At 64.4% G+C, this 26135-nt stretch carries 38 protein-coding genes and 1 tRNA gene; all 39 read left to right on the top strand.

Going from position 1 to position 26135, the window contains the following annotated elements; all coding sequences use genetic code 11:
* Positions 1 to 138: 138 nt before the first annotated feature.
* The 39 genes from rpsL (at position 139) to ENE75_RS10795 (ending at position 25494) form a co-directional block, all read left to right on the top strand.
* Positions 139 to 516 (top strand): 30S ribosomal protein S12, encoded by a 378-nt coding sequence (rpsL, locus tag ENE75_RS10985; RefSeq protein WP_058088974.1) that lies wholly within the window; start codon positions 139 to 141, stop codon positions 514 to 516.
* A gap of 122 nt (positions 517 to 638) precedes the next feature.
* Positions 639 to 1109, top strand: coding sequence for a 30S ribosomal protein S7 (gene rpsG, locus ENE75_RS10980; protein WP_128198361.1), 471 nt, complete (start codon positions 639 to 641; stop codon positions 1107 to 1109).
* A 70-nt stretch (positions 1110 to 1179) separates the two neighbouring features.
* Complete coding sequence (gene fusA / locus ENE75_RS10975; protein WP_128198360.1) at positions 1180 to 3282, top strand: elongation factor G; 2103 nt, start codon at positions 1180 to 1182, stop codon at positions 3280 to 3282.
* Positions 3283 to 3399: 117 nt separating this feature from the next.
* Complete coding sequence (gene tuf / locus ENE75_RS10970) at positions 3400 to 4590, top strand: elongation factor Tu (RefSeq protein ID WP_128198359.1); 1191 nt, start codon at positions 3400 to 3402, stop codon at positions 4588 to 4590.
* Positions 4591 to 4600: 10 nt separating this feature from the next.
* Positions 4601 to 4912 (top strand): 30S ribosomal protein S10, encoded by a 312-nt coding sequence (gene rpsJ / locus ENE75_RS10965; protein WP_128198358.1) that lies wholly within the window; start codon positions 4601 to 4603, stop codon positions 4910 to 4912.
* A 153-nt stretch (positions 4913 to 5065) separates the two neighbouring features.
* Positions 5066 to 5737, top strand: coding sequence for a 50S ribosomal protein L3 (gene rplC / locus ENE75_RS10960; protein ID WP_128198357.1), 672 nt, complete (start codon positions 5066 to 5068; stop codon positions 5735 to 5737).
* Positions 5737 to 6372 carry a 50S ribosomal protein L4 gene (rplD, locus tag ENE75_RS10955; protein WP_128198356.1) on the top strand — a complete coding sequence of 212 codons (636 nt, stop codon included), beginning with the start codon at positions 5737 to 5739 and terminating at the stop codon, positions 6370 to 6372. Before rplC ends, rplD begins: the two co-directional genes overlap by 1 nt.
* A complete protein-coding gene (gene rplW / locus ENE75_RS10950; RefSeq protein WP_128198355.1) occupies positions 6369 to 6686 on the top strand; it encodes a 50S ribosomal protein L23 in 318 nt (105 codons plus the stop codon). The genes rplD and rplW overlap by 4 nt, the downstream gene beginning before the upstream one ends.
* Positions 6686 to 7516 carry a 50S ribosomal protein L2 gene (gene rplB / locus ENE75_RS10945; RefSeq protein ID WP_128198354.1) on the top strand — a complete coding sequence of 277 codons (831 nt, stop codon included), beginning with the start codon at positions 6686 to 6688 and terminating at the stop codon, positions 7514 to 7516. Before rplW ends, rplB begins: the two co-directional genes overlap by 1 nt.
* Before the next feature lie 11 nt (positions 7517 to 7527).
* Entirely contained in the window at positions 7528 to 7803 is a 276-nt protein-coding gene (gene rpsS, locus ENE75_RS10940; RefSeq protein WP_128198353.1) for a 30S ribosomal protein S19, read from the top strand.
* Between the two features lie 10 nt (positions 7804 to 7813).
* Positions 7814 to 8143 (top strand): 50S ribosomal protein L22, encoded by a 330-nt coding sequence (rplV, locus tag ENE75_RS10935; RefSeq protein WP_128198352.1) that lies wholly within the window; start codon positions 7814 to 7816, stop codon positions 8141 to 8143.
* Positions 8144 to 8151: 8 nt separating this feature from the next.
* On the top strand, positions 8152 to 9003 hold the full coding sequence (rpsC, locus tag ENE75_RS10930; protein ID WP_128198351.1) for a 30S ribosomal protein S3: 852 nt from the start codon (positions 8152 to 8154) through the stop codon (positions 9001 to 9003).
* A gap of 3 nt (positions 9004 to 9006) precedes the next feature.
* Positions 9007 to 9423, top strand: a complete 417-nt coding sequence (gene rplP / locus ENE75_RS10925; protein WP_128198350.1) for a 50S ribosomal protein L16 — start codon at positions 9007 to 9009, stop codon at positions 9421 to 9423.
* A 14-nt stretch (positions 9424 to 9437) separates the two neighbouring features.
* Positions 9438 to 9638, top strand: a complete 201-nt coding sequence (rpmC, locus tag ENE75_RS10920; RefSeq protein ID WP_128198349.1) for a 50S ribosomal protein L29 — start codon at positions 9438 to 9440, stop codon at positions 9636 to 9638.
* Positions 9635 to 9919 (top strand): 30S ribosomal protein S17, encoded by a 285-nt coding sequence (gene rpsQ, locus ENE75_RS10915; protein WP_128198348.1) that lies wholly within the window; start codon positions 9635 to 9637, stop codon positions 9917 to 9919. The genes rpmC and rpsQ overlap by 4 nt, the downstream gene beginning before the upstream one ends.
* 105 nt (positions 9920 to 10024) lie before the next feature.
* Positions 10025 to 10534 (top strand): peroxiredoxin, encoded by a 510-nt coding sequence (locus ENE75_RS10910; protein WP_128198347.1) that lies wholly within the window; start codon positions 10025 to 10027, stop codon positions 10532 to 10534.
* Between the two features lie 186 nt (positions 10535 to 10720).
* The gene (rplN, locus tag ENE75_RS10905; RefSeq protein WP_128198745.1) at positions 10721 to 11089 is read left to right on the top strand and encodes a 50S ribosomal protein L14; all 369 of its coding nucleotides are present in this window, start codon (positions 10721 to 10723) and stop codon (positions 11087 to 11089) included.
* Position 11090: 1 nt separating this feature from the next.
* Entirely contained in the window at positions 11091 to 11408 is a 318-nt protein-coding gene (rplX, locus tag ENE75_RS10900; RefSeq protein ID WP_128198346.1) for a 50S ribosomal protein L24, read from the top strand.
* A gap of 11 nt (positions 11409 to 11419) precedes the next feature.
* Entirely contained in the window at positions 11420 to 11983 is a 564-nt protein-coding gene (gene rplE, locus ENE75_RS10895; protein ID WP_128198345.1) for a 50S ribosomal protein L5, read from the top strand.
* A 9-nt stretch (positions 11984 to 11992) separates the two neighbouring features.
* The gene (rpsN, locus tag ENE75_RS10890; RefSeq protein ID WP_128198344.1) at positions 11993 to 12298 is read left to right on the top strand and encodes a 30S ribosomal protein S14; all 306 of its coding nucleotides are present in this window, start codon (positions 11993 to 11995) and stop codon (positions 12296 to 12298) included.
* Between the two features lie 30 nt (positions 12299 to 12328).
* On the top strand, positions 12329 to 12724 hold the full coding sequence (rpsH, locus tag ENE75_RS10885) for a 30S ribosomal protein S8 (protein WP_128198343.1): 396 nt from the start codon (positions 12329 to 12331) through the stop codon (positions 12722 to 12724).
* Positions 12725 to 12737: 13 nt separating this feature from the next.
* On the top strand, positions 12738 to 13271 hold the full coding sequence (rplF, locus tag ENE75_RS10880) for a 50S ribosomal protein L6 (RefSeq protein WP_128198342.1): 534 nt from the start codon (positions 12738 to 12740) through the stop codon (positions 13269 to 13271).
* A 12-nt stretch (positions 13272 to 13283) separates the two neighbouring features.
* A complete protein-coding gene (gene rplR, locus ENE75_RS10875; RefSeq protein WP_128198341.1) occupies positions 13284 to 13649 on the top strand; it encodes a 50S ribosomal protein L18 in 366 nt (121 codons plus the stop codon).
* A gap of 25 nt (positions 13650 to 13674) precedes the next feature.
* Positions 13675 to 14193: a 30S ribosomal protein S5 gene (gene rpsE / locus ENE75_RS10870; RefSeq protein ID WP_128198340.1), complete on the top strand. Its 519-nt coding sequence runs from the start codon at positions 13675 to 13677 to the stop codon at positions 14191 to 14193.
* Between the two features lie 22 nt (positions 14194 to 14215).
* Positions 14216 to 14398, top strand: coding sequence for a 50S ribosomal protein L30 (gene rpmD, locus ENE75_RS10865; RefSeq protein ID WP_128198339.1), 183 nt, complete (start codon positions 14216 to 14218; stop codon positions 14396 to 14398).
* Positions 14398 to 14829, top strand: coding sequence for a 50S ribosomal protein L15 (rplO, locus tag ENE75_RS10860; RefSeq protein ID WP_128198338.1), 432 nt, complete (start codon positions 14398 to 14400; stop codon positions 14827 to 14829). Before rpmD ends, rplO begins: the two co-directional genes overlap by 1 nt.
* Before the next feature lie 32 nt (positions 14830 to 14861).
* Positions 14862 to 16172 (top strand): preprotein translocase subunit SecY, encoded by a 1311-nt coding sequence (gene secY / locus ENE75_RS10855; RefSeq protein WP_128198337.1) that lies wholly within the window; start codon positions 14862 to 14864, stop codon positions 16170 to 16172.
* Positions 16173 to 16181: 9 nt separating this feature from the next.
* The gene (infA, locus tag ENE75_RS10850; protein ID WP_128198336.1) at positions 16182 to 16400 is read left to right on the top strand and encodes a translation initiation factor IF-1; all 219 of its coding nucleotides are present in this window, start codon (positions 16182 to 16184) and stop codon (positions 16398 to 16400) included.
* 32 nt (positions 16401 to 16432) lie between these two features.
* The gene (rpmJ, locus tag ENE75_RS10845; protein WP_128198335.1) at positions 16433 to 16546 is read left to right on the top strand and encodes a 50S ribosomal protein L36; all 114 of its coding nucleotides are present in this window, start codon (positions 16433 to 16435) and stop codon (positions 16544 to 16546) included.
* Positions 16547 to 16570: 24 nt separating this feature from the next.
* Positions 16571 to 16936 carry a 30S ribosomal protein S13 gene (rpsM, locus tag ENE75_RS10840; protein ID WP_128198334.1) on the top strand — a complete coding sequence of 122 codons (366 nt, stop codon included), beginning with the start codon at positions 16571 to 16573 and terminating at the stop codon, positions 16934 to 16936.
* Positions 16937 to 16964: 28 nt separating this feature from the next.
* Positions 16965 to 17369, top strand: coding sequence for a 30S ribosomal protein S11 (gene rpsK, locus ENE75_RS10835; protein WP_128198333.1), 405 nt, complete (start codon positions 16965 to 16967; stop codon positions 17367 to 17369).
* Between the two features lie 239 nt (positions 17370 to 17608).
* The gene (gene rpsD, locus ENE75_RS10830) at positions 17609 to 18232 is read left to right on the top strand and encodes a 30S ribosomal protein S4 (protein WP_128198332.1); all 624 of its coding nucleotides are present in this window, start codon (positions 17609 to 17611) and stop codon (positions 18230 to 18232) included.
* Positions 18233 to 18378: 146 nt separating this feature from the next.
* Positions 18379 to 19374, top strand: a complete 996-nt coding sequence (locus tag ENE75_RS10825; protein ID WP_128198331.1) for a DNA-directed RNA polymerase subunit alpha — start codon at positions 18379 to 18381, stop codon at positions 19372 to 19374.
* A gap of 66 nt (positions 19375 to 19440) precedes the next feature.
* A complete protein-coding gene (rplQ, locus tag ENE75_RS10820; RefSeq protein WP_128198330.1) occupies positions 19441 to 19836 on the top strand; it encodes a 50S ribosomal protein L17 in 396 nt (131 codons plus the stop codon).
* A gap of 45 nt (positions 19837 to 19881) precedes the next feature.
* A tRNA-Met gene (locus ENE75_RS10815) sits at positions 19882 to 19958 on the top strand.
* Between the two features lie 580 nt (positions 19959 to 20538).
* Complete coding sequence (gene dndC / locus ENE75_RS10810; RefSeq protein ID WP_128198329.1) at positions 20539 to 21666, top strand: DNA phosphorothioation system sulfurtransferase DndC; 1128 nt, start codon at positions 20539 to 20541, stop codon at positions 21664 to 21666.
* Positions 21659 to 21871, top strand: a complete 213-nt coding sequence (locus tag ENE75_RS10805; RefSeq protein ID WP_128198328.1) for a DNA modification system-associated small protein — start codon at positions 21659 to 21661, stop codon at positions 21869 to 21871. The genes dndC and ENE75_RS10805 overlap by 8 nt, the downstream gene beginning before the upstream one ends.
* Before the next feature lie 15 nt (positions 21872 to 21886).
* Positions 21887 to 23956, top strand: a complete 2070-nt coding sequence (gene dndD, locus ENE75_RS10800; RefSeq protein ID WP_128198327.1) for a DNA sulfur modification protein DndD — start codon at positions 21887 to 21889, stop codon at positions 23954 to 23956.
* Positions 23953 to 25494: a DNA translocase FtsK gene (locus tag ENE75_RS10795; RefSeq protein WP_128198326.1), complete on the top strand. Its 1542-nt coding sequence runs from the start codon at positions 23953 to 23955 to the stop codon at positions 25492 to 25494. The genes dndD and ENE75_RS10795 overlap by 4 nt, the downstream gene beginning before the upstream one ends.
* The last annotated feature ends 641 nt before the right edge of the window (positions 25495 to 26135 follow it).

Here is a 26135-nt window from a genome sequence, read left to right as displayed (position 1 = left end):
AATATACTAGAAGGCTTTTCGGCGAACTGCGCCGAGCTTTGCCATGGCCGCGCACCAGAAGCGCGCCAGACCAGCGAAGCTCCGGAGGGCGGGTTCCCGGGATTCCAAGAAGCTGACTTCAAACGGGAACAAGTCAACATGCCCACCATCAACCAGCTCGTGCGCCACGGCCGTCAGGTCGAGGTCACGAAGTCCAAGTCGCCGGCGATGCAGAACTGTCCGCAACGTCGCGGCGTCTGCACCCGCGTCTACACCACGACGCCCAAGAAGCCGAACTCCGCGCTGCGGAAGGTCGCCAAGGTGCGCCTGACCAACGGTTTCGAGGTCATCTCGTACATCGGTGGTGAGGGTCACAACCTGCAGGAGCACAGCGTGGTGCTGGTGCGCGGCGGCCGGGTCAAGGACCTGCCGGGCGTGCGCTACCACATCGTGCGTGGCTCGCTCGACCTGCAGGGCGTCAAGGACCGCAAGCAGTCGCGTTCCAAGTACGGCGCGAAGCGTCCTAAGAAGGCGTAAACCACGCCATGTCGCGGCCTGGCCCGGGGGATCTCGGCGGGCTGCAGTAAGTGAAGGGTCCGGATGGCCCTTCGAGGTGCCGCGAAGGTGGCGCCAACTGAATCGAAAAAAGGAAGACTCCCATGCCACGTCGTCGCGAAGTACCGAAGCGCGAGATCCTGCCGGACCCGAAGTTCGGCTCCGTCGATCTGTCCAAGTTCATGAACGTCATCATGGAATCGGGCAAGAAGGCCGTCGCCGAGCGCATCATCTACGGTGCGCTGGAGCAGGTCGAGAACAAGACCGGCAAGGATCCGCTCGAGATCTTCATGATCGCGCTGAACAACATCAAGCCGATGGTCGAGGTGAAGTCCCGCCGCGTCGGGGGTGCGAACTACCAGGTTCCCGTGGAAGTTCGCCCCATCCGCCGGCAGGCCCTGGCCATGCGCTGGCTGAAGGAATCGGCCCGCAAGCGGGGGGAGAAGTCGATGGCCGCACGCCTGGCCAACGAACTGCTGGAGGCAAGCGAAGGCCGCGGCGGCGCGATGAAGAAGCGCGACGAAGTGCACCGCATGGCCGAAGCGAACAAGGCGTTCTCGCACTTCCGCTTCTAAACCCTGGCTTCCGGCCGCCTCTACGGGTTCCTACCAACCCGGGGGCGGCCCCTGTATTTGGAGATTCATCATGGCCCGCAAGACCCCCATCGAGCGCTACCGCAACATCGGCATCAGCGCACACATCGATGCCGGCAAGACCACGACCACCGAGCGCATCCTGTACTACACGGGTGTGAACCACAAGATCGGCGAGGTGCACGACGGCGCGGCCACGATGGACTGGATGGAGCAGGAGCAGGAGCGCGGCATCACGATCACGTCGGCCGCCACCACCTGCTTCTGGAAGGGCATGGACATGTCCTACCCCGAGCACCGCTTCAACATCATCGACACCCCGGGGCACGTGGACTTCACCATCGAGGTGGAGCGTTCGATGCGCGTGCTCGACGGCGCCTGCATGGTGTACTGCGCCGTGGGTGGCGTGCAGCCGCAGTCGGAGACCGTCTGGCGCCAGGCCAACAAGTACAAGGTGCCGCGCCTGGCCTTCGTCAACAAGATGGACCGCACCGGCGCCAACTTCTTCAAGGTCTACGACCAGATGAAGACGCGCCTGAAGGCCAACCCGGTGCCCATCGTGGTGCCGATCGGCGCCGAGGAGAGCTTCAAGGGCGTGGTCGACCTGCTGAAGATGAAGGCCATCATCTGGGACGAGGCCTCGCAGGGCATGAAGTTCGACTACGTCGACATCCCCGCCGAACTGCAGGCCGACTGCGAGAAGTGGCGTGAAGGCATGGTCGAGGCCGCCGCCGAGGCCAGCGAAGAGCTGATGAACAAGTACCTCGAGTCGGGCGAACTGTCCGAGGACGAGATCAAGCTCGGCCTGCGCACGCGCACCATCGCCACCGAGATCCAGCCGATGCTGTGCGGCACCGCCTTCAAGAACAAGGGCGTGCAGCGCATGCTCGACGCGGTGATCGATTTCCTGCCCTCGCCGATCGACATCCCGCCGGTCACCGGCACCGACGAGGACGACCAGGAAGTCTCGCGCAAGGCCGACGACGGCGAGAAGTTCTCGGCCCTGGCGTTCAAGCTGATGACCGACCCCTACGTCGGCCAGTTGACCTTCGTGCGCGTGTACTCCGGCGTGCTGGCCTCCGGCTCGACCGTGTTCAACCCGATCCGCGGCAAGAAGGAGCGCATCGGCCGGATCCTGCAGATGCACGCCAACCAGCGCGAGGAGATCAAGGAGATCCTGGCCGGTGACATTGCGGCCTGCGTGGGCCTGAAGGAAGTCACCACCGGCGAGACGCTGTGCGACCCGGATGCCGTGATCACGCTCGAGAAGATGATCTTCCCCGAGCCGGTGATCTCGCAGGCCGTGGAGCCCAAGACCAAGGCCGACCAGGAGAAGATGGGCCTGGCGCTGGGCCGCCTGGCCGCGGAAGACCCGTCGTTCCGCGTGCGCACCGACGAGGAGTCGGGCCAGACCATCATCTCCGGCATGGGCGAACTGCACCTGGAGATCATCGTCGACCGCATGAAGCGCGAGTTCGGCGTCGAGGCCAACGTGGGCAAGCCGCAGGTGGCCTACCGCGAGACCATCCGTCAGGCGGTGGAGAACGTCGAAGGCAAGTTCGTGCGCCAGTCGGGCGGCAAGGGCCAGTACGGCCACGTCGTGCTGAAGATCGAGCCCAACGAAGCCGGCAAGGGCTTCGAGTTCGTCGACGCCATCAAGGGCGGCGTGGTGCCGCGCGAGTTCATCCCGGCGGTCGAGAAGGGCCTGATCGACACCCTGCCCAACGGCGTGCTGGCGGGCTTCCCGGTGGTCGACGTCAAGGTCACGCTGACCTTCGGCTCGTACCACGAGGTGGACTCGAACGAGAACGCGTTCAAGATGGCGGCGTCGATCGGCTTCAAGGACGGCTGCCGCAAGGCCAGCCCGGTGATCCTGGAGCCGATGATGGCTGTGGAAGTCGAGACGCCTGAAGACTATGCCGGCTCGGTGATGGGCGACCTGTCGTCCCGCCGCGGCATGGTGCAGGGCATGGACGACATCCCTGGCGGCGGCAAGATCATCAAGGCCGAGGTGCCGCTGTCGGAGATGTTCGGCTACTCCACCACGCTGCGCTCGGCCACCCAGGGCCGCGCCACGTACACGATGGAGTTCAAGCACTACGCCGAGGCGCCGCGCAACGTCGCCGACGCCATCATCACGGCGCGCGCCAAGTAAGCAACACGCATCGGTCTTCCGGTGTCTGGACCGCCTGCTGCCGGTGGCAGGCGGACCCCCGGCGCCGGGAGACCTTAAACCGATCCACCGGCAACGCTCTTTGACGAGGCAACAGAAATGGCAAAAGGCAAGTTTGAACGCACCAAGCCGCACGTGAACGTGGGCACGATTGGTCACGTGGACCATGGCAAGACGACGCTGACGGCGGCGATCACGACGATCCTGTCGGCGAAGTTCGGTGGCGAGGCCAAGGGCTACGACCAGATCGATGCGGCGCCGGAGGAGAAGGCGCGCGGCATCACGATCAACACCGCGCACGTCGAGTACGAGACCGCCAACCGCCACTACGCGCACGTCGACTGCCCCGGGCACGCCGACTACGTGAAGAACATGATCACCGGTGCCGCCCAGATGGACGGCGCGATCCTGGTGTGCTCGGCCGCCGACGGCCCGATGCCCCAGACCCGCGAGCACATCCTGCTGGCCCGTCAGGTCGGCGTGCCGTACATCATCGTCTTCCTCAACAAGTGCGACATGGTCGACGACGCCGAGCTCCTGGAGCTGGTGGAGATGGAAGTCCGTGAGCTGCTGAGCAAGTACGACTTCCCCGGCGACGACACCCCCATCGTCAAGGGCTCGGCCAAGCTGGCCCTGGAGGGCGACAAGGGCGAACTCGGCGAGCAGGCCATCATGGCCCTGGCCGACGCGCTGGACAGCTACATCCCCACGCCCGAGCGCGCCATCGACGGCACCTTCCTGATGCCCGTGGAAGACGTCTTCTCGATCTCCGGCCGCGGCACCGTCGTGACCGGCCGTGTCGAGCGTGGCGTCATCAAGGTCGGCGAGGAAATCGAGATCGTCGGCATCCGCGACACGCAGAAGACCACCTGCACCGGCGTGGAGATGTTCCGCAAGCTGCTCGACCAGGGCCAGGCCGGTGACAACGTCGGCATCCTGCTGCGCGGCACCAAGCGCGAGGACGTCGAGCGTGGCCAGGTGCTGTGCAAGCCCGGCAGCATCAAGCCGCACACCCACTTCACTGCCGAGGTGTACGTGCTGAGCAAGGACGAAGGCGGCCGCCACACGCCGTTCTTCAACAACTACCGCCCGCAGTTCTACTTCCGCACCACGGACGTGACCGGCGCGGTGGAGCTGCCCAAGGACAAGGAGATGGTGATGCCTGGCGACAACGTCAGCATCACGGTCAAGCTGATCGCCCCGATCGCGATGGAAGAAGGCCTGCGCTTCGCCATCCGTGAAGGCGGCCGCACCGTCGGCGCCGGCGTCGTGGCATCGATCATCGCTTGAGGGCCGGATCATGTCCAAGCAGAAGATCCGCATCCGCCTGAAGGCGTTCGACTACAAGCTGATCGACCAGTCGGCACTCGAGATCGTCGAGACCGCCAAGCGCACCGGCGCCATCGTGCGTGGCCCGGTGCCGCTGCCCACGCGCATGCAGCGGTTCGACATCCTGCGTTCGCCGCACGTCAACAAGACCAGCCGCGACCAGTTCGAGATCCGCACCCACCAGCGCCTGATGGACATCGTCGACCCGACCGACAAGACCGTCGACGCGCTGATGAAGCTGGACCTGCCGGCAGGCGTGGACGTCGAGATCAAGTTGCAGTAAACTGGCGGGCTTGCCGCAAGGCAGGAACGCTTGCGCGGCTCGCAGCCCGAACGGGTTGCGAGCCGCGCGGCAAAAAAGTCAGCTCCGGCAATCGTTCCGGAGTCGTGTAAACCCAGCCCCGCGGATCGGCTCCGCCGGGGACGGAGAAGAACCATGAGTCTGAGCAATCGTCTCGGATTGCTGGGCCGCAAGGTGGGCATGATGCGCCTGTTCACCGACGATGGCGATGCCATCCCGGTGACCGTGCTGGATGTGTCCAACAACCGCGTCGCCCAGGTCAAGACCGAAGCCACCGATGGCTACAGCGCCCTGCAGGTCGCCTACGGCACCCGCAAGGCCTCGCGGCTGACCAAGCCCGAGTCGGGCCACCTGGCCAAGGCCGGTGTCGAGCCTGCGGAGATGCTGAAGGAATTCCGCGTCGACGCCGAGACGGCCGCCAAGTACGCGCCCGGCGCCGCCATCCCCGCCACCCTGTTCGCCGCCGGCGAGAAGGTCGACGTGCAGGGCACCTCGATCGGCAAGGGCTTCACCGGCACCATCAAGCGCCACAACTTCGGCTCGCAGCGCGCGTCGCACGGCAACAGCCGTTCGCACAACGTGCCGGGCTCGATCTCGATGGCGCAGGACCCGGGCCGCGTGTTCCCGGGCAAGAAGATGTCCGGCCACATGGGCGACGAGACCGTCACCACCCAGAACCTCGACATCGTCCGTGTGGACGAGGCGCGTTCGCTGCTGCTGGTGCGCGGCGCCGTGCCGGGGGCGAAGAACGGCCACGTGGTCGTGCGCCCGGCCGTCAAGGTCAAGGCCAAGAAGGGAGCCCAGTGATGCAACTCGAGCTCCTGAACGAACAAGGCCAGGCTTCGGCCAAGGTCGACGCACCGGACACCGTGTTCGCGCGCGACTACAACGAGGCGCTGGTCCATCAGATCGTCGTCGCCTACCAGGCGAATGCCCGCCAGGGCACGCGCGCCCAGCTGACGCGCGCCGAGGTCAAGCACTCGACGAAGAAGCCGTTCCGCCAGAAGGGCACCGGCCGCGCGCGCGCCGGCATGACCTCGTCGCCGCTGTGGCGTGGGGGTGGTCGCACCTTCCCGAACCTGCCGGACGAGAACTTCTCGCACAAGGTCAACAAGAAGATGTACCGCGCCGGGATGGCGTCCATCCTGTCGCAGCTGGCTCGCGACGGCCGCCTGGCCGTGGTCGAGTCGATCGCCATCGAGGCGCCGAAGACCAAGCTGCTGGCCGCCAAGTTCAAGGCCATGGGCCTGGGCACGGACAACGGCAACTCGGTGCTCGTGATCGCCGACCAGGTCGACGAGAACCTGGCGCTGGCCTCGCGCAACCTGGCCAACGTGCTGGTCATCGAGCCGCGTTACGCCGATCCGCTGTCGCTGGTCTTCTACAAGAAGGTGCTGGTGACCAAGGGTGCGATCGAGCAGCTCAAGGAGATGTTCGCATGAGCGCGACGCAGAAATTCGACGAAGGCTACCTGGCCACCGTGCTCGTCGCCCCGATCATCTCGGAGAAGGCCACGCGCGTCGGTGAGAAGAACAACCAGGTGATGTTCAAGGTCCTGCGCAGCGCGACCAAGCCGCAGATCAAGGCGGCCGTCGAGCTGATGTTCAAGGTCGAGGTGGCTTCGGTCCAGACCGCGAACCAGAAGGGCAAGGTCAAGCGCTTCGGTGGCCGTGTCGGCCGTCGCGACCACGTCAAGAAGGCGTTCGTCGCGCTGAAGCCGGGCCAGGAGCTCAACTTCTCCGGGGAGGCCGCGTAATGGCTGTCATCAAGGTCAAGCCCACGTCGCCCGGCCGCCGTGCCGTGGTGAAGGTGGTGCACAAGCATCTGCACAAGGGTGCGCCGGAAGCCTCGCTGCTGGAGCCGCAGAAGCAGAAGTCGGGCCGCAACAACAACGGCCACATCACGATGCGTCACAAGGGTGGTGGCCACAAGCACCACTACCGCGTCGTCGACTTCAGGCGCAACAAGGACGGCATCCCGGCCAAGGTCGAGCGCATCGAGTACGATCCCAACCGCACCGCCCACATCGCGCTGCTGTGCTACGCCGACGGCGAGCGCCGCTACATCATCGCGCCGCGCGGCGTCGAGGTGGGTGCGACGCTGCTGTCGGGTTCCGAAGCGCCGATCAAGGCCGGCAACACGCTGCCGATCCGCAACATCCCCGTGGGCTCGACGATCCACTGCGTGGAGATGCTGCCGGGCAAGGGTGCGCAGATCGCGCGTTCGGCCGGCACGTCGGTCACGCTGATGGCGCGCGAGAGCGTCTACGCGCAGGTCCGCCTGCGTTCGGGCGAGGTGCGCAAGATCCACATCGACTGCCGCGCCACCATCGGCGAGGTTTCCAACGAGGAGCACAACCTGCGCCAGTACGGCAAGGCCGGTGCGATCCGCTGGAAGGGCATCCGCCCGACCGTCCGCGGCGTGGCGATGAACCCGGTGGATCACCCGCACGGTGGTGGTGAAGGCCGCACCGGCGAGGGCATGCCGCAGGTCTCGCCGTGGAACACCCTGACCAAGGGCTTCCGCACGCGGAGCAACAAGCGCACGCAGACCATGATCGTCTCGCGTCGCAAGAGCAGGAAGTGAGGCCGTAGACCATGACGCGTTCTCTCAAGAAGGGTCCGTTCGTGGACCACCACCTGATGGCCAAGGTCGAGAAGGCCGCCGCCACCAAGGACAAGAAGCCGATCAAGACCTGGTCGCGCCGCAGCACGATCCTGCCCGATTTCATCGGCCTGACCGTGGCCGTGCACAACGGCAAGCAGCACGTGCCGGTGTACGTGACCGACCAGATGGTCGGCCACAAGCTCGGCGAGTTCGCCCTGACCCGCACGTTCAAGGGTCACCCGGCGGACAAGAAGGCCAAGCGCTAAGGAGCCCCCCATGGAAACCAAAGCAAGTGTCCGTGGTGTGCGCCTGTCGGTCGACAAGGGCCGGCTGGTGGCCGACCTCGTCCGTGGCAAGAAGGTCGATCAGGCGATCCAGATCCTGACCTTCACGCCCAAGAAGGCCGCCCACATCGTCAAGAAGGTCGTCGAGTCCGCGGTGGCCAATGCCGAGCACAACGACGGTGCCGACATCGACGAGCTGAAGATCAAGAGCATCTACGTCGAGCAAGGCACGACGCTGAAGCGCTTCGCCGCACGCGCCAAGGGCCGCGGCAACCGCATCAGCAAGCCCACCTGCCACATCTACGTGACCGTGGGCAACTGAGGAAGAGCATGGGACAGAAAATCCATCCGACCGGCTTCCGACTCTCGGTCACGCGCGCCTGGTCGTCGCGCTGGTTCGCGAGCAACCGCAACTTCGCCGGCATGCTGGCCGAAGACCTGCAGGTCCGCGACTTCCTGAAGGCCAAGCTGAAGAATGCCGCGGTCTCGCGCATCCTGATCGAGCGTCCGGCCAAGAACGCCCGCATCACCATCTACTCGGCGCGCCCGGGCGTGGTGATCGGCAAGAAGGGCGAGGACATCGAGAACCTGAAGGCCGAACTGGGCCGTCGCCTGGGCGTGCCCGTGGCGGTGAACATCGAGGAGGTGCGCAAGCCCGAGGTTGATGCCCAGCTGATCGCCGACTCGATCACCCAGCAGCTCGAGAAGCGCATCATGTTCCGCCGCGCGATGAAGCGCGCGATGCAGAACGCGATGCGCCTGGGCGCCCAGGGCATCAAGATCATGTCGTCGGGCCGCCTGAACGGCATCGAAATCGCGCGCTGCGAGTGGTACCGCGAAGGCCGCGTGCCGCTGCACACCCTCAAGGCCGACATCGACTACGGCTTCAGCGAGGCCAAGACCACCTACGGCGTCATCGGCGTCAAGGTCTGGGTCTACCGCGGTGACCGTCTGGCCAATGGCGAGGCCCCCACGCTGCCGAAGACCGAAGGTGAAGGCGACGACCGCCGCAACCGCCGTGGCCCGCGTGGCGACCGTCCGGGCGCCGGCCGTGGCCGCCCCGGCGACCGTGGTGGCGAACGTGCTGCGGCGCCCGCTGGCGACGCGCCGCGCACCCCGGCCGTCAAGCGCGTCCGCCGCGCCGCCCCGGGCGGTGCCGCGGGTGGCACGCAAGGAGAATAAGCAATGCTGCAACCCAATCGCCGCAAGTTCCGCAAGGAACACAAGGGCCGCAACACCGGCATCGCGACGCGTGGCGCCGCGGTGTCCTTCGGTGACTTCGGCCTGAAGGCCACCGAGCGCGGCCGCATCACGGCGCGCCAGATCGAAGCGGCGCGTCGTGCGATCAGCCGCCACATCAAGCGCGGTGGCCGCATCTTCATCCGCATCTTCCCAGACAAGCCGATCAGCCAGAAGCCGGCCGAGGTCCGCATGGGCAACGGCAAGGGCAACCCGGAATACTGGGTGGCCGAGATCCAGCCGGGCAAGGTGCTCTACGAGATCAACGGCGTGCCCGAGCAGCTGGCTCGCGAGGCGTTCACCCTCGCCGCCGCCAAGCTGCCGCTGCGCTGCACGTTCGTGGCCCGCCAGGTCGGCGCCTGAACAGGAGTGACCCCATGAAAGCCTCCGAACTGCGCGCCAAGGACATCCCGGCGCTCGAGAAGGAAATCACCGATCTGCTGAAGGCCCATTTCGGGCTTCGCATGCAGAAGGCCACGCAGCAGCTGGGCAACACGGCCCAGCTCGGCAACGTCAAGCGCGACATCGCGCGTGCGAAGACGATCCTGGCCCAGAAGAAGAAGGAAGCCGCGCAATGAGCGAAGTCCAGACTGCTGTCGCCCCGGTGAAGAACACCCGCACGCTGATCGGCCGTGTCGTCAGCGACAAGCGCGCCAAGACCGTGACCGTGCTCGTCGAGCGCCGTGCCGCGCACGAGCTCTACGGCAAGATCGTGGCCCGCTCGCGCAAGTACCACGCCCACGACGAGAAGGGCGAGTACAAGATGGGTGACCTGGTCGAGATCGCCGAAGGGCGCCCGATCAGCAAGACCAAGTCCTGGGTCGTGACCCGCCTGGTCGAGAAGGCCCGCCTGGTCTAAAGCCCCGGGCTCGGCATGCCACGGCCGGCGGCTGGTCAATCCAGCACCGGCCGTTTGTCATTCGTTCGGCCAACGATGCCAACCACCACGGAAGAGGAGCACCGCATGATCCAGGTCGGAGACAAGCTGCCCGCGGGCACGCTGCAGGAATTCATCGAGGTCGAGGGCGAGGGCTGCTCCATCGGCCCCAACGCGTTCGACATCCAGACGGCGACGGCGGGCAAGACGGTGGCCATCTTCGGCCTGCCCGGTGCCTACACCCCCACCTGCTCGGCCAAGCACGTGCCGGGTTACGTGGCCAAGGCCGATGAACTCAAGGCCGCGGGTGTCGACGAGATCTGGTGTGTGTCCGTCAACGACGCCTTCGTGATGGGCGCCTGGGGCCGCGACCAGGGCACCGCGGGCAAGGTGCGCATGATGGCGGACGGCAGCGCTGACTTCGCCAAGGCCACCGGGCTGACGCTGGACCTGACCGCGCGCGGCATGGGCCTGCGCAGCAACCGCTTCTCGATGCTCGTCCAGGACGGCGTCGTGAAGACGCTCAACGTCGAGGGCCCGGGCAAGTTCGAGGTCAGCGACGCCGACACCATGCTGGCGCAGGCGCGCGCGGCCTGACCTTCTTTGGGTCCGGGGCGCTTGACGCGCCTCGGGCTTTCCCTGCATAATGCAAGGCTTCGCCGAAAAGGCGTGTGCTCATTCGGGCGCCGCCGATTCGGATCTGCTCCAAACCCGGAGCCCAAGACTGCCTCCTTGCCTGCTGGTTCAGAGACCGGCCACGAGGATGCAAGTTGGGGACGACAAATGATCCAAATGCAATCTCGGCTCGATGTGGCCGACAACACGGGCGCGAAGTCCGTCATGTGCATCAAGGTGCTCGGCGGCTCCAAGCGGCGCTATGCGGGCATCGGCGATGTGATCAAGGTCTCCATCAAGGAGGCTGCGCCGCGCGGTCGCGTGAAGAAGGGCGAGGTCTACAACGCCGTCGTCGTTCGCACCGCCAAGGGTGTGCGTCGCCAGGATGGCTCGCTGGTCAAGTTCGATGGCAATGCCGCCGTCCTGCTGAACAACAAGCTGGAGCCGATCGGCACCCGCATCTTCGGCCCGGTGACGCGCGAACTGCGTTCCGAGCGTTTCATGAAGATCGTCTCGCTGGCTCCGGAGGTGCTCTGAGATGAACAAGCTCAAGAAGGGTGACCAGGTCGTCGTCCTGGCTGGCCGTGACAAGGGCAAGCGCGGCACCGTCGCGCAGCGCGTCGACGCCGACCACATCGTGGTCGATGGCGTGAACATCGTGAAGAAGCACGTCAAGCCGAACCCGATGAAGGGCACGACCGGCGGCGTGGTCGACAAGACGATGCCGATCCACCAGTCCAACGTGGCCATCTTCAACCCGGCGACCGGCAAGGCCGATCGCGTGGGCATCAAGCTGCTGGACGACGGCAAGAAGGTCCGCGTCTACAAGTCCAGCGGCGAAGAGATCAAGGCCTGAGGCAGACCAGCATGGCTCAACAGCAACCCGCCCGCACCGCGCGCCTGCAGCAGCAGTACCGCGACAAGATCGTCCCGGAACTGATGGCCAAGTTCGGCTACAAGTCCGTGATGCAGGTTCCGCGCCTGGAGAAGATCACGCTGAACATGGGCGTCAGCGAGGCCGTGGCCGACAAGAAGGTCATGGAGCACGCCGTCGGCGACCTGACCAAGATCGCCGGCCAGAAGCCCGTGGTCACCAAGTCGAAGAAGGCCATCGCCGGCTTCAAGATCCGCGAGAACGTGCCCATCGGCTGCATGGTCACGCTGCGTGGCGTGCGCATGTTCGAGTTCCTGGATCGCTTCGTGACCGTGGCGCTGCCCCGTGTGCGCGACTTCCGCGGCATCTCCGGCCGCGCCTTCGATGGCCGTGGCAACTACAACATCGGCGTCAAGGAACAGATCATCTTCCCCGAGATCGACTACGACAAGATCGATGCGATCCGCGGGATGAACATCAGCATCACGACCAGCGCGAAGACCGACGAGGAGGCCAAGGCGCTCCTGGCCGCGTTCCGCTTCCCGTTCAAGAACTGAGGACAACCCATGGCGAAGAAGTCCATCAAGCAGCGCGAAGACAAGCGCGAGAAGCTGGTTGCCCAGTATGCGAAGAAGTACGCCGCGCTGAAGGCCGTCATCGACGACGCGCAGAAGTCCGACGAGGAGCGCTACCTGGCGCGCCTGGACCTGCAGAAGCTGCCGCGCAACGCCAACCCCACCCGCCTGCGCAACCGCTGCGCGCTGACCGGCCGCGGCCGCGGCACGTTCCGCATGTTCGGCCTGGCGCGCAACAAGATCCGCGAGCTCGCCTTCAAGGGCGACATCCCGGGCGTGGTCAAGGCCAGCTGGTGACATCGGCGCGAGCTGCACAGGAGATTTTTCATGAGCATGAGTGATCCCATCGCCGACATGCTGACCCGCATCCGCAACGCGCAGAGCGTTGAGAAGGCCGTGGTCACGATGCCGTCGTCGAAGCTCAAGGTCGCGATCGCGCAGGTGCTGAAGGACGAGGGCTACATCGACAGCTTCTCGGTTCGCACCGAGGGCGCCAAGTCGGAACTCGACATCGCGCTGAAGTACTACGCCGGCCGCCCGGTGATCGAGCGCATCGAGCGCGTCAGCCGCCCTGGCCTGCGCATCTACAAGGGCCGCGACGCGATCCCGCAGGTGATGAACGGCCTGGGCGTGGCCATCGTGACCACGCCCAAGGGCGTGATGACCGACCGCAAGGCCCGTGCGAACGGCGTCGGCGGCGAAGTCCTCTGCTACGTGGCCTGAGGAGAACATCGGAATGTCCCGCGTAGGAAAAATGCCGATCACCGTCCCGCAGGGTGTGGACGTGTCGATCACTGCCGAGCAGATCGTCGTCAAGGGTGCCAACGGCACGCTGCAGCGCGGCGCCAACAAGCTCGTCAAGGTGGAGCGCGATGGCGCGCTGCTGAAGATCACCCCGACCAACGACAGCGCCGAGGCCAATGCCATGAGCGGCACCATGCGTGCGCTGCTGGCCAACATGGTCGCCGGTGCCACGAAGGGCTTCGAGAAGAAGCTCAACCTCGTCGGCGTGGGCTTCCGTGCCCAGGCTCAGGGCGACAAGCTGAACCTGCAGGTTGGCTTCTCGCACCCGGTGGTCAAGGCCATGCCGGCCGGCGTCAAGGTCGAGTGCCCGACGCAGACCGAGATCGTCATCAAGGGTGCCGACCGCCAGGCCGTGGGCCAGGTCGCGGCCGAGGTGCGGGCCATCCGCCCGCCCGAGCCGTACAAGGGCAAGGGGATCCGCTACGCCGACGAGCGCGTGTCCCTCAAGGAAACCAAGAAGAAGTAAAGGGGCGAGATCATGCTGACCAAGAAGGAACAACGCCTTCGCCGCTCCCGCCAGACCCGTGCGCGCATCGCGCTGCAGGGTGTGGCGCGTCTGACGGTGTTCCGCTCCAACCTGCACATCTACGCCAGCGTCATTTCCGGCAGCGGCGACAAGGTGCTGGCCTCGGCCTCCACGGCCGAGAAGGAAGTGCGCGCGCAACTCGGTGGCGACGGCAAGGGCGGCAACGCCGAAGCGGCCGCCCTGATCGGCAAGCGCATCGCCGAAAAGGCCAAGGCGGCCGGCGTCGACAAGGTCGCGTTCGACCGCGCCGGTTTTGCCTACCACGGCCGCGTGAAGGCGCTGGCCGAGGCGGCACGCGAAGCCGGCCTGCAGTTCTGAGCGCCACGACAGGAAGAGAATCGAAATGGCAAAGTTCACTCCCCGCGCCCAGACCGAAGGCAACGACGACGGCCTGAAGGAAAAGATGATCGCGGTCAACCGCGTCACCAAGGTCGTCAAGGGCGGCCGCACGCTCAGCTTCGCAGCGTTGACCGTGGTCGGCGACGGCGATGGCCGCATCGGCATGGGCAAGGGCAAGGCCAAGGAAGTGCCGGTTGCGGTGCAGAAGGCCATGGAATCGGCCCGCCGCAACATGTTCAAGGTGGCGCTGCGCAACGGCACCATCCAGCACAACGTCAAGGGCGAGCACGGTGCGGCCCGCGTGCTGATGGCGCCGGCCAAGCAGGGTGACGGCATCATCGCCGGCGGCCCGATGCGCGCCGTCTTCGAAGTCATGGGCGTGACCGACATCGTCGCCAAGAGCCTGGGCTCGTCGAACCCGTACAACATGGTCCGTGCGACGCTGGACGCGCTCAAGCGCAGCACGACGCCGGCCGAGGTGGCTGCCAAGCGCGGCAAGTCGGTCGAAGACCTCTTCAACTGACGCGCCGGACGGAGAAACGACCATGTCCGACAAGAAAACCCTGACCGTCAAGCTCGTCCGCAGCGTGGCCGGCACGCGCGAAGACCATCGCGCCACCGTCCGTGGCCTGGGCCTGCGCAAGCTCAACAGCACGCGCACGCTCGAGGACACGCCCGCCGTGCGCGGCATGATCAACAAGGTCGCGTACCTGGTGCAGGTGCTGTAATGGAACTGAACACGATCAAGCCGTCCGACGGCAGCAAGAAAGCCCGCCGCCGCGTGGGCCGCGGCATCGGCTCGGGCCTGGGCAAGACCGCGGGTCGCGGCCACAAGGGTCAGAAGAGCCGCGCCGGTGGCTTCCACAAGGTGGGTTTCGAAGGCGGCCAGATGCCGCTGCAGCGTCGCCTGCCCAAGCGCGGCTTCAAGAGCGCGGCGCTGAAGTTCCGCAGCGAGATCACGCTGGCCGACCTCGAGCGCCTGGGCGCCGACGAGGTGGACCTGCTGTCGCTCAAGGCCGCCGGCCTGGTGGGCGAGCTGATCAAGGTCGTCAAGGTCATCAAGCGTGGTGAACTGACCCGCAAGGTCGCGGTCAAGGGCATCGGTGCCACCGCCGGCGCCAAGGCGGCCATCGAAGCCGCTGGCGGCTCGGTGGCCTGACGGCAGCCGGAACCCCGAAGGAACACGCACCCGTGGCGACTTCCGCGACACAGCTGGCCAAGAGCGGGAAGTTCGGCGACCTCCGTCGCCGCATCTTCTTCCTGCTCGGCGCGCTGGTGGTCTACCGGCTGGGCACGCACATCCCTGTGCCGGGCATCGACCCGCAGCAGATGAGCGAGCTGTTCAATCAGCAGTCCGGCGGCATCCTGAACCTGTTCAACATGTTCAGCGGTGGTGCGCTGGAGCGCTTCAGCGTGTTCGCGCTGGGCATCATGCCGTACATCAGCGCCAGCATCATCATGCAGCTGATGACCTACGTCGTGCCGACGCTCGAGGCCATCAAGAAGGAAGGCGAGGCGGGGCGGCGCAAGATCACGCAGTACACGCGCTACGGCACGCTGCTGCTGGCCCTGTTCCAGAGCCTGGGCATTGCCCTTGCGCTCGAAGGTTCGCAAGGTCTGGTGCTGAATCCGGGTTTCGGTTTCCGCATGACGGCGGTCGTGAGCCTGGTCGCCGGCACGATGTTCCTGATGTGGTTGGGCGAGCAGATCACCGAGCGCGGCCTGGGCAACGGCATCTCCATCCTGATCTTCGCTGGCATCGCGGCGGGTCTGCCCAGCGCGATCGGCGGCCTGTTCGAACTGGTGCGCACGGGTTCGATGAGCATCCTGGCCAGCCTGTTCATCATCACCCTGGTGGTGCTCGTGACCTACGCGGTGGTGTTCGTCGAGCGTGGGCAGCGCAAGATCCTGGTCAACTATGCCAAGCGCCAGGTGGGCAACAAGGTCTACGGTGGTCAGTCGTCGCACCTGCCGCTGAAGCTGAACATGTCGGGCGTGATCCCGCCGATCTTCGCCAGCAGCATCATCCTGCTGCCGGCCACGATCGTCGGCTGGTTCGCCACTGGTGACAGCGTGCGCTGGCTGCGCGACATCTCGGCGGCGCTGTCGCCGGGGCAGCCCATCTACGTGCTGCTGTACGCGGCCATGATCGTGTTCTTCTGCTTCTTCTACACGGCGCTGGTGTTCAACAGCCGTGAGACGGCAGACAACCTGAAGAAGAGCGGGGCGTTCATCCCCGGCATCCGTCCCGGCGATCAGACCGCCAAGCACATCGACCGCATCCTCAGCCGGCTCACGCTGGCCGGTGCGATCTACATCACGCTGGTGTGCCTGCTGCCGGAGTTCCTGGTGTTGGAGTACAACGTGCCGTTCTATTTCGGCGGCACGTCGTTGCTGATCATCGTGGTTGTCACGATGGACTTCTGGGCGCAGGTCCAGAGCTACGTGATGAGCCAGCAGTACGAGTCCCTGTTGAAGAAAGCGAATTTCAAGACCAGCTGACGAGGGACGATGTCCAAGGACGATGTCATCCAGATGCAGGGCGAGGTCCTGGAAAACCTCCCCAATGCCACGTTCAGAGTGAAACTCGAAAACGGGCACAAGGTTCTGGGTCACATCTCCGGCAAGATGCGGATGCACTACATCCGGATCCTGCCGGGAGACAAGGTCACCGTCGAGCTGACACCGTATGACCTGACGCGGGCACGCATCGTGTTCCGCGCCAAGTGAGATTGTCGAGAATTGGGGTCAAGGAGAAGACCATGAAAGTCGCCGCATCGGTCAAGAAGATGTGCCGTAACTGCAAGATCATCCGTCGTCACGGCATCGTGCGCGTGATCTGCACCGACCCGCGCCACAAGCAGCGTCAGGGTTGAGCTGGAAGGAACTGAGGTAATCACATGGCACGCATCGCCGGTATCAACATCCCTCCGCACAAGCACACCGAGATCGGCCTGACGTCGATCTACGGCATCGGTCGCACGACAGCGCAGAAGATCTGCGACGCAGCCGGCATCGCCTATGCGAAGAAGATCAAGGACCTCAACGACAGCGAGCTCGAGCGCATCCGTGACGAGATCGGCAAGCTGACGATCGAAGGCGACCTGCGTCGCGAGCTGTCGATGAGCATCAAGCGGCTCATGGACCTGGGCTGCTACCGGGGCTTCCGTCACCGCCGCGGCCTGCCCGTGCGCGGGCAGCGCACGCGCACCAACGCCCGTACTCGCAAGGGTCCGCGCAAGGGCGCCGTGGCGAACAAGAAGTAAGCCCTGAAGCGAACGAAGAGAACACCTGATGGCCAAGTCACCCGTCAACACCGCCGCGCGTCGCGTCAGCAAGAAAGTCCGCAAGAACGTTGCGGACGGCATCGCCCACGTGCACGCGTCGTTCAACAACACCATCATCACGATCACCGACCGGCAGGGCGGTGCGTTGGCCTGGGCGTCCAGCGGCGGCCAGGGGTTCAAGGGCTCGCGGAAAAGCACGCCCTTCGCCGCGCAGGTGGCGGCCGAAGTTGCCGGCCGTGCAGCCCAGGAACAGGGCATCAAGAACCTGGACGTCAGGATCAAGGGCCCGGGGCCGGGCCGTGAGTCCAGCGTGCGCGCACTGGCCTCGCTGGGCATCCGCATCTCGTCGATCAGCGACGTGACGCCGATTCCGCACAACGGCTGCCGTCCGCAGAAGCGCCGCCGTATCTGAGTGCTGCCGGCAGCACCTGCCGGACAGCGCTACAATAGAAAGTTTCCCGCTGCCGGTGGGCACCTTGTGTGCCCGCCGGCAATTTTCCTGAGGTTCCGGCGCAGTGGCTCCCGCCCTGCGGCCCCCTCATCAAGCCCACCGTTCGCGCCCTGCACAGAACTGCGGCCGGACTCGCGCGGCGAGCACATCCCACCGGGGTGGGCTCCGGCCGCGTCAGAAGAGACGACAAAGGATCCAACGTGGCACGTTACCTCGGCCCCAAGGCCAAACTCTCCCGCCGTGAAGGCACCGACCTGTTCCTGAAGAGCGCCCGCCGCGCCATCAGCGACAAGGCCAAGTTCGACAGCAAGCCCGGGCAGCATGGCCGCACGAGCGGCTCGCGCACCTCCGACTACGGCATCCAGCTGCGCGAGAAGCAGAAGGTCAAGCGCATGTACGGCGTGCTCGAGCGCCAGTTCCGCCGCTACTTCGCCGAGGCCGAGCGCCGCAAGGGCAACACCGGCGAGAACCTGCTGACGCTGCTGGAATCGCGCCTGGACAACGTGGTCTACCGCATGGGCTTCGGCTCGACGCGCGCCGAGGCCCGCCAGCTTGTGTCGCACAAGGGCATCACGGTCAACGGTCAGGTCGTGAACATCCCGTCTTTCTCGGTCAAGGTCGGCGACACCGTCGCCGTGCGCGAGAACGCGAAGAAGCAGCTGCGCGTCACCGATGCCGTGAAGCTGGCCGAATCCATCGGCTTCGCCGCCTGGGTGTCGGTGGACACCACGAAGCTCGAGGGCATCTTCAAGAAGACGCCTGACCGCGACGAATTCGGCGCCGAGATCAAGGAAGCGCTGATCGTCGAACTGTATTCGCGCTGATCACCGCATTGCCGGCGCCCCGCGATGCGGGCGCGCCGCGAACCGCACCTTGTCCGCCGGGCGCGGGGTTCGGTACTTCCGCCCGGCATGGTCCATCAGCCTTATCGGTGTAACGAGCCGAGGGTATTGACAGGAACACACACTCAATGCAAACCAATCTCCTGAAGCCGAAGGCCATCCACGTCGAACCTCTGGGCGGCTTCCGCGCCAAGGCGACGCTCGAGCCGTTCGAGCGTGGCTACGGCCACACGCTGGGCAACGCGCTGCGCCGCGTGCTGCTGTCGTCGATGGTCGGCTACGCGCCCACCGAAGTGACGATCGCCGGCGTGCTGCACGAGTACTCGGCCATCGATGGCGTGCAGGAGGACGTGGTCCACATCATGCTCAACCTCAAGGGCGTGGTGTTCAAGCTGCACAACCGCGACGAGGTCACGCTGGTCCTGCGCAAGGAAGGCGAGGGCCCGGTCACCGCGGCCGACATCCAGACCCCGCACGACGTCGAGATCATCAACCCCGAGCACGTCGTCGCCCACCTGGCGCAAGGCGGCAAGCTCGACATGCAGATCAAGGTCGAGAAGGGCCGTGGCTACGTGCCGGGCAACCTGCGCCGCTATGGCGACGAGCCCACCAAGGCCATCGGCCGTATCGTGCTGGACGCGTCTTTCTCGCCGGTCAAGCGCGTCAGCTACGCGGTGGAGAACGCCCGCGTCGAACAGCGCACCGATCTGGACAAGCTGGTGATGGAGATCGAGACCAACGGTGCCATCAGCCCGGAGGAAGCCATCCGCGCGTCGGCCAAGATCCTGGTCGAGCAACTGGTCGTGTTCGCCCAGTTGCCATCGGACAACCTGGACAATGTTTTCCCGACCGACCCCTCGCCCGCCAACCAGAAGATCTTCGATCCGATCCTGCTGCGTCCGGTGGACGAGCTCGAGCTCACCGTGCGTTCCGCCAACTGCCTGAAGGCCGAGAACATCTACTACATCGGCGACCTGATCCAGCGCACCGAGACCGAGCTGCTGAAGACGCCGAACCTGGGCCGCAAGAGCCTCAACGAGATCAAGGAAGTGCTGGCTTCGCGCGGGCTCACGCTCGGCGCTCGGCTGGAGAACTGGCCCCCTCAGGGCCTCGACAAGCGCTGAAGCAGCGCGTCGCATGCAACCCCGGTACCTGACACGGCCGGGGCTCTATAAGGAAAGGAACACACCATGCGCCATCGTCACGGACTCCGCAAACTCAACCGCACGAGCAGCCATCGCGCCGCGATGTTCCGCAACATGTGCAATTCGCTGATCACCCACGAGGCGATCAAGACCACGGTCCCCAAGGCCAAGGAACTGCGCCGTCTCGTCGAGCCGCTGATCACGCTGGGCAAGGACGCCACGCTGGCCAACCGCCGCCTGGCCTTCGACCGCACGCGCGACCGCGACGTGGTGACCAAGCTCTTCGACGTGCTCGGCCCGCGCTACGCCGCGCGCCCGGGCGGCTACACCCGCATCCTGAAGATGGGCTTCCGCGTCGGCGACAACGCGCCGATGGCCTTCGTCGAGCTGGTTGATCGTCCGGTCGAGGAAGCCGCTGCGGAAGAGCCCGCCGCCGAATAAGACTTCACATCGGCACGCGTGGCGTGCTATGATGTCAGGCTCAGTCGCGGGGTGGAGCAGTCTGGTAGCTCGTTGGGCTCATAACCCAAAGGTCGAAGGTTCAAATCCTTCCCCCGCAACCAAGAAATATGAGTGCTGACAAGCACTTACGAAGCCCGCCTCGTGCGGGCTTCGGCGTTTCTGGGCCACGTGGCCCGTCTGTGGCCCACAGTTGGCCCATCTGTGGCCCGCGTGACTCAGCACTGGTTCCTGAATGACCGTAGGTCTACTGGCCCACAAGTGTTCGATCTTGCCGACAAACCTTGGCCAAGCCTGGCGGCCGACTCCTTCGGTGTGATCGCGAGGCGAGGCCTGTGATCGTCGTGCAGGCTGTAAACGCGGCAGTGTGTTGCGAGTCCAGCTGGTATGCGCGGTTTGAGCGTGCTGCAAACCACATTTCGGGCTGGACGCCTACGCAACACCAGCCGCGGACCGACGCTTCGCGTCGCGACAGCAAACGGGCATACGCGGCCGTTGCCTACGCATTTCCCAATCGTTTCCGAGTGCCCGCGCCACGCACCGTCTCCACTACCATCCGTGTGTAGAAGCGGAGCGGCTCGATTCCGCCGCCCTCCCAAGAGGCGCGAGCCGGCTACGCCTCGCAGACGGCGACAGGTGCCGGCGTTGCCGTCGAACACACAAACATGCTTGTAGGACAGATTCGTGACCGCTGAGCAAACAGACAGGCCAATACAGGAAAGATGGGCCGAAGTCGTCCAACACGTTAAGGACGAGTACCTTTCAGATGCGCAGCGCTGGCCTTGGATTGTTGGCTTCTCCGGCGGCAAGGACTCGACAGTTGTCGCCCACGCGGTGTTCGAAGCCCTCGCCACGGTACCGCCTAGCCAACGCAGTCGGCCAGTTCACATCGTGTCCAACGACACCATGGTGGAAAGTCCTTTGGTCATGGCGCACCTAGACGAAGTGTCTGCCCAGATTCAAGGGGCAGTCGACAACCTAAGCCTGCCCATCACGGTGGCGCGCACGCGACCGGACCCAGACAAGACGTTCTGGGTACTCCTCATTGGCAAGGGGTACCCCAGCCCCAACCAGCAAATGCGCTGGTGCACTGACCGCCTCAAGATTCAGCCTACCAGCACCTACATCCGCGACAACGTCTCGAAGCACGGCGCTGCCGTCGTAGTGCTGGGTGTGCGACGCACGGAAAGCATTCGGCGCATGCGCACGGTCGACAAGTACGAGAACGACCGAGGTACCAACCTCAACCTGCACTCGAGCATCACTGGCGCCTACATCTTCCGCCCCATCGTCGACCTCACGACCGATGACGTCTGGGAAATTTTGGGCTCCTTCCACGCTCCCTGGGGTGGCTCGCACAAGAAGCTGTTCCAGCTTTACCGCGACGCCGAAGGCGGCGAGTGCCCGGTCGTTCTGAGCAAAGACGAGGCGCCTGGTTGCGGCACGAAGAACAGCCGCTTCGGCTGCTGGACCTGCACCGTGGTCGAGAAGGACAAGAGCCTGCAGGGCTTCGTCGACTCGGGTCAACATGCGTACAAGCCCCTAATCGCTTTCCGCGATTGGCTGGTCAGCATCCGCAACGACAAGACCAAGCGCAGCGCAATTCGCCGCAACGGACGCCTGACGTTCGATGTGTCGGGTAAACACATCCCGGGTCCGTTCACCATCCAGGCCCGGCAAGAGATTCTTGAGAGGCTACTGGCTGCCCAGGCTGAGTTCGGTACGAAGCTCATCACGGACGAGGAAATCGACCTCATCCACAAGTGCTGGGCGATGGACTTGCAACAAGAGGAGAGGCTGGCAAATGCCTGACAACTACGAAGAGACCAGCGTTGCAGACCTGCCCTTGTGGGCGGACCCCGAAGCCAATGAAGTGCTTCGACAAGTCTGCAGTAAGCACAAAGTGCCCGTAGACGTCATCACCGAGCTGGTGGCGTTGCAGCGAGAGCGCCAACACCAAGAGCGTGCTGCCGGCATTAACGCCCGATTCGAAGAAATCCTGGGCGGCATGGAATAGCAGGGAGACGACAACTTGTGGATTTCAAAGATTGAGCTGACGAACTTCAAAAGTTACCGTCACGCCGACTTCAACTTCCCGGAGCCGGAGGGCGAGAAGAACATCGTTCTTGTCGGCGGCATCAATGGCTATGGCAAGACCTCCATCCTGGAGGCGCTGTACCTGTGCCTCTATGGCAAGGACGCCATCGTCCACCTGGCTCGTGCGGGTCTGAAGACCGATGAGTTCAAGGGCTACCCGTCCTTCCTGGAACGGGCCTTCAATGGCGAGGCTCGACGAGCCAGCGAAGACCTCATGTCCGTTCGTGTCGTGGTCCAGAAGACTAAGACCAAGGGCATCGACATTCTTCGTCGCTGGTACTTCCGCACCTCCACCGGCGCCTGGCAGGAGGATGAAGCTGTCGTGCGTGAGACCACGCGCGGCGTTCCTGGCATGCCTAAGACCGACGGCAAGAACAACTTCCTGCTGTCAGAAATGCTGGACGACAACTTCGTGCCTGCCCACGTCGCCCCGTTCTTCTTTTTCGACGGTGAAGAAGTCAAGAAGCTGGCCGACCAGAACCGCATCGAGCAGGTTAAGCAAGGCCTGGAAGGCCTGCTGGGTGTCGTGTTGCTGCGCAATCTGGCCGAGCGTCTGAAGGGCTTTGAAGGCTACAAGCGGTCAGGCATTGCGAATGTTGATGACCAGAACATCGACCGCATGCTGGAAGCGCTGACGGCAGATGAGGCCAAGCTCAAGGCGCTGCGTCTTGATGCCGAGCAGAGCAAGAAGAAGCTCGACGACCTCAAGGCAGAGCGCAACTCGTACTTCGAGCGCATCACCGCGGCCGGGGGTGGCGGTGGCGACATTGCGACCGTCAAGGACCTCGTGGAAGAACGCGAGCAGCTGCGCAACGCCCAGCGAGATGTGCAGAAGTCGCTGGAGCGCATCCTGGCCGACAAGCTGCCCTTCCACCTGATGCCGCGCACGCTGCTGCAGGAGTTCCGCACGCAGCTCCAGCGAGAAGTAGCCCTGACCGAGTGGCAGGCCGAGTGTCGGGCTCTGCAGCCCAAGCGTGCCAAGTTCGAGAACGCATTCTTGGGTGCTGCGACGCCTGCGATTTCTCCGCAGCTGACCGAGGAGCAGGTTGTCGCCATCAAGGGCCGCATTGAGACCGCGTGGGCCTCGCTGTTCCATCCGCCGCCGGCCAACTGTGCCGAGACCATCACGCACAGCTATCTGCACGAAAGCCTGCGTGACCGTGCGCTGTCGTTCCTCGACTCCATCGACGTGGGTCAGCAGGAAGTTCTGGACCTGCTGAACCAGCAGCGTGAGCTGACCTCACGCATTGAAGAGCTGAACCGCAAGATTTCCCGCGTCGAGGGCATCGACCGCGATGGGACGTTGGCCGAGCTGAAGAAGAACCTCAGCCGCGTCACCGCCGATATTGACGCGATGGAGACCCATATCAAGGACGATGAGCGCGAGGTCATCGGTCTGGAGGTGACGGTCAACAACACGCGCTCCCGCTATCAGCAGGAGAGCAAGCGTCGCGACGAAACCAGCCCCGTTCGTCAGCTGCTTAACAAGTCCGAGCGTGTGCGTGCCGTGGTGGAAGAGGTCATCCCGGCGCTGTTCCCGCTGAAAGTCAAGGCGCTGTCGGAGGCGATGACCCGGGTCTACAAGCAGCTTGCCCACAAGACCCAGGTGGCCCGCATCGTCATTGACGGCGACGGCACGGCCCACATTCTGAGCAAGACCAACAAGGAAATCGGCTTCGACCGCTCCGCCGGTGAGAACCAAATCTTTGCCACGGCCCTGATTGCAGGCCTGGCGGAGGTTTCCAAGGTCAAGGCTCCGTTGGTGGTCGACACGCCTCTGGGCCGATTGGACAGCAAGCACCGCGCCAACATCTTGAACTTCTGGATTGGCAACGCCAATCGGCAAGTCATCTTGCTGTCTCAGGACGAGGAAATCGACGCCGAGTTCTACAAGCGCATCAAGAAGAACGTCAGCGCTACCTTCCTGCTGGAGCACGAGGACGTGGGTGACGGGCTGGGACGAACGACGGTCGTGCCCAACAAGTACTTCGGAGGTGCAGCATGAGCGACATCGACCTCCAACAAGTTTTGGGCTCGCGCTACAAGACCAGCCTGGAAGCGGACGGCTACACGGACCAGATGCGCCAGCACCTCGCCCTGGAAACCAAGGCGCAGGTGGCTCGCCTGGCCATCGGTCGCTCTCTTGCGATGGGAAAGCTGCCGGACGGTGCTATCGACGGCCAGGGCCGAGACATTCCGGCCACTTCGCTGTTCAGCACCGAGAACGTGGGCGCGTGGGTGGGCCTGCTCGTGGCGCACTCCCTGACCAACGGCGGCCCGGTCATTGATTCGATGGACGGACTGCGCCTGGCCATCCGTGCTCACTGGCACCGCGGTGCCTTGTCCCTCTGGGCGGACTGGAAGGCCTGCGAAGAGAACTACGACAAGTTCATCGAGACCCTGGTCGAGCGCCGCTCCGACATGCCCGAGGTGGTCCGCAAGAAGCCGGGGGCCCAGGACAACGGTGGCGACGAGCAAGAGGGCACGGCGGCTCCCGAGGACGCCTCCGCGACGCTGACCAAGGCACTCAACGAGCTGGGTATCAAGGTCCAGGTCAAGGATGCCATCCACGGCCCGCGCATCACCCGCTACCGCGTGCTGCTATTGAATTTGGCGGACTCCGCCAAACTCGAGCGCAACATGCCGCAGCTGGGCCTGGCCATGAATTCGGCACTGCCGACCGTGGCCAATGGCGACGAGGCCAAGACTGTCTTCATCGACCTCCCTCGGCCCAAGGCGACCTGGAAGACGGTGGGCATCGAGCGGCTGCGCGAGTGGGCGCACTCCGGTTCTCGTGATCCAAGCCAGCTGATGGTCTACGCCGGAGTCTCGGTCACGGGCGAGGACATTGGCTTTGACCTAGCGAGCGCACCGCACCTGCTGGTGGGAGGCACGACCGGCTCGGGCAAGAGCGTCTGCTTGCACTCCTTGCTGTTGTCGCTGCTCCTGCGGCACACGCCGGATACGTTGCAGTTGGCGCTAATCGACCCCAAGCAGGTCGAGTTCCAGCCGTACGCCAAGCTGCCGAACCTCTACCGAGGCGAGATTGCCACGGAGATTCCGGTCGCCAAGGAGATGCTGACCGAACTGGCAGTTGAGATGGACGCCCGATACGGCATCTTCAACCGCATCGGGGTGAACAACATCGTGGAGGCCCGCCGGAAGGGCCAAGCGATGCCCTACATCGTGGTCTTCATCGAGGAGATGGCCGACCTTGTGATGCAGGACAAGAACATCGAGCCCTTGATTGCACGGTTGGCGCAGAAGGCTCGCGCGGCAGGCATCCACTTGGTCTTGGCTACGCAGCGGCCTGACGCCAAGACGTTCAGCGGACTCATACGCAGCAACATTCCAAGTCGGATTGCACTGACAGTCCAACGGGGAAGTGAATCTTCCATCATCTTGGATGAGACGGGTGCTGAGAATCTGCTGGGAGCCGGGGACATGCTGATGCGTCTTTCTGGCGAGTCCCCGAAACGAGCGCATGGTGTCTTTGTACGGTTGGAGTCAGTGATCCAGGCCGTCGGTGCCCTAATGAAGTAACTTCCCTCCTGCAGGGGGCCCTCGTGGGGTTCCCCGTGGGGACAAGGCACTAACATCGGAAGAACTGGGTGGCAGCACTGCCTGATTTTTCATTCTCGCGGGGAGATCCATGGACGATGAGGCCGATAAGTACATCTACTGGCGCCGGATCAAGAGAACGCTCTTGGAGCGTAGTCGGAAGCCTTGGCGCCACCCCAGTTTCGTACTCTATTTTTTCGCTTCAGTCTTACTCGTTGGCGGTGCGGGTCTTTGGCTCGAACTGCACAAGCTCCTCTTCCCGACGGCTGGGGAATGCAGCTCATTGGAGAACTTGCGCACCGCACTGATTACATTCTTCCCGGCGCTCGCTGGTTCTGCCTGCATGCAGGTGATCTTGGAGGAGAATGATGACCGTGCATTGCGTGCGTCGGCGGTTTGTTTGCTGATAGCACTTTCAATACTTGCTTTGGCGATAGCGCCGTCTTCGGTGAGCTCCCCGACCGCTATCACGCTGGGGCTCGTCGGTTGTTGGCTCGCGTTGTGGGCTTGGTGGATTGCCAACGCTAACCAGCCCGGGCTGCAGGATGGTCGGACTGATGCCGCCATAGGTAGAAGCAACCCGAATTCCAGCCTACAGGGTAGCCTTGAAGGCTTTAGCTCCT

Origin of the sequence: Rubrivivax albus, assembly GCF_004016515.1 — a bacterium.
Classification (GTDB): domain Bacteria; phylum Pseudomonadota; class Gammaproteobacteria; order Burkholderiales; family Burkholderiaceae_C; genus Rubrivivax; species Rubrivivax albus.
Note: the sequence above shows the minus strand (reverse complement) of the source record. Positions and strands in the feature narration are given on the sequence as shown.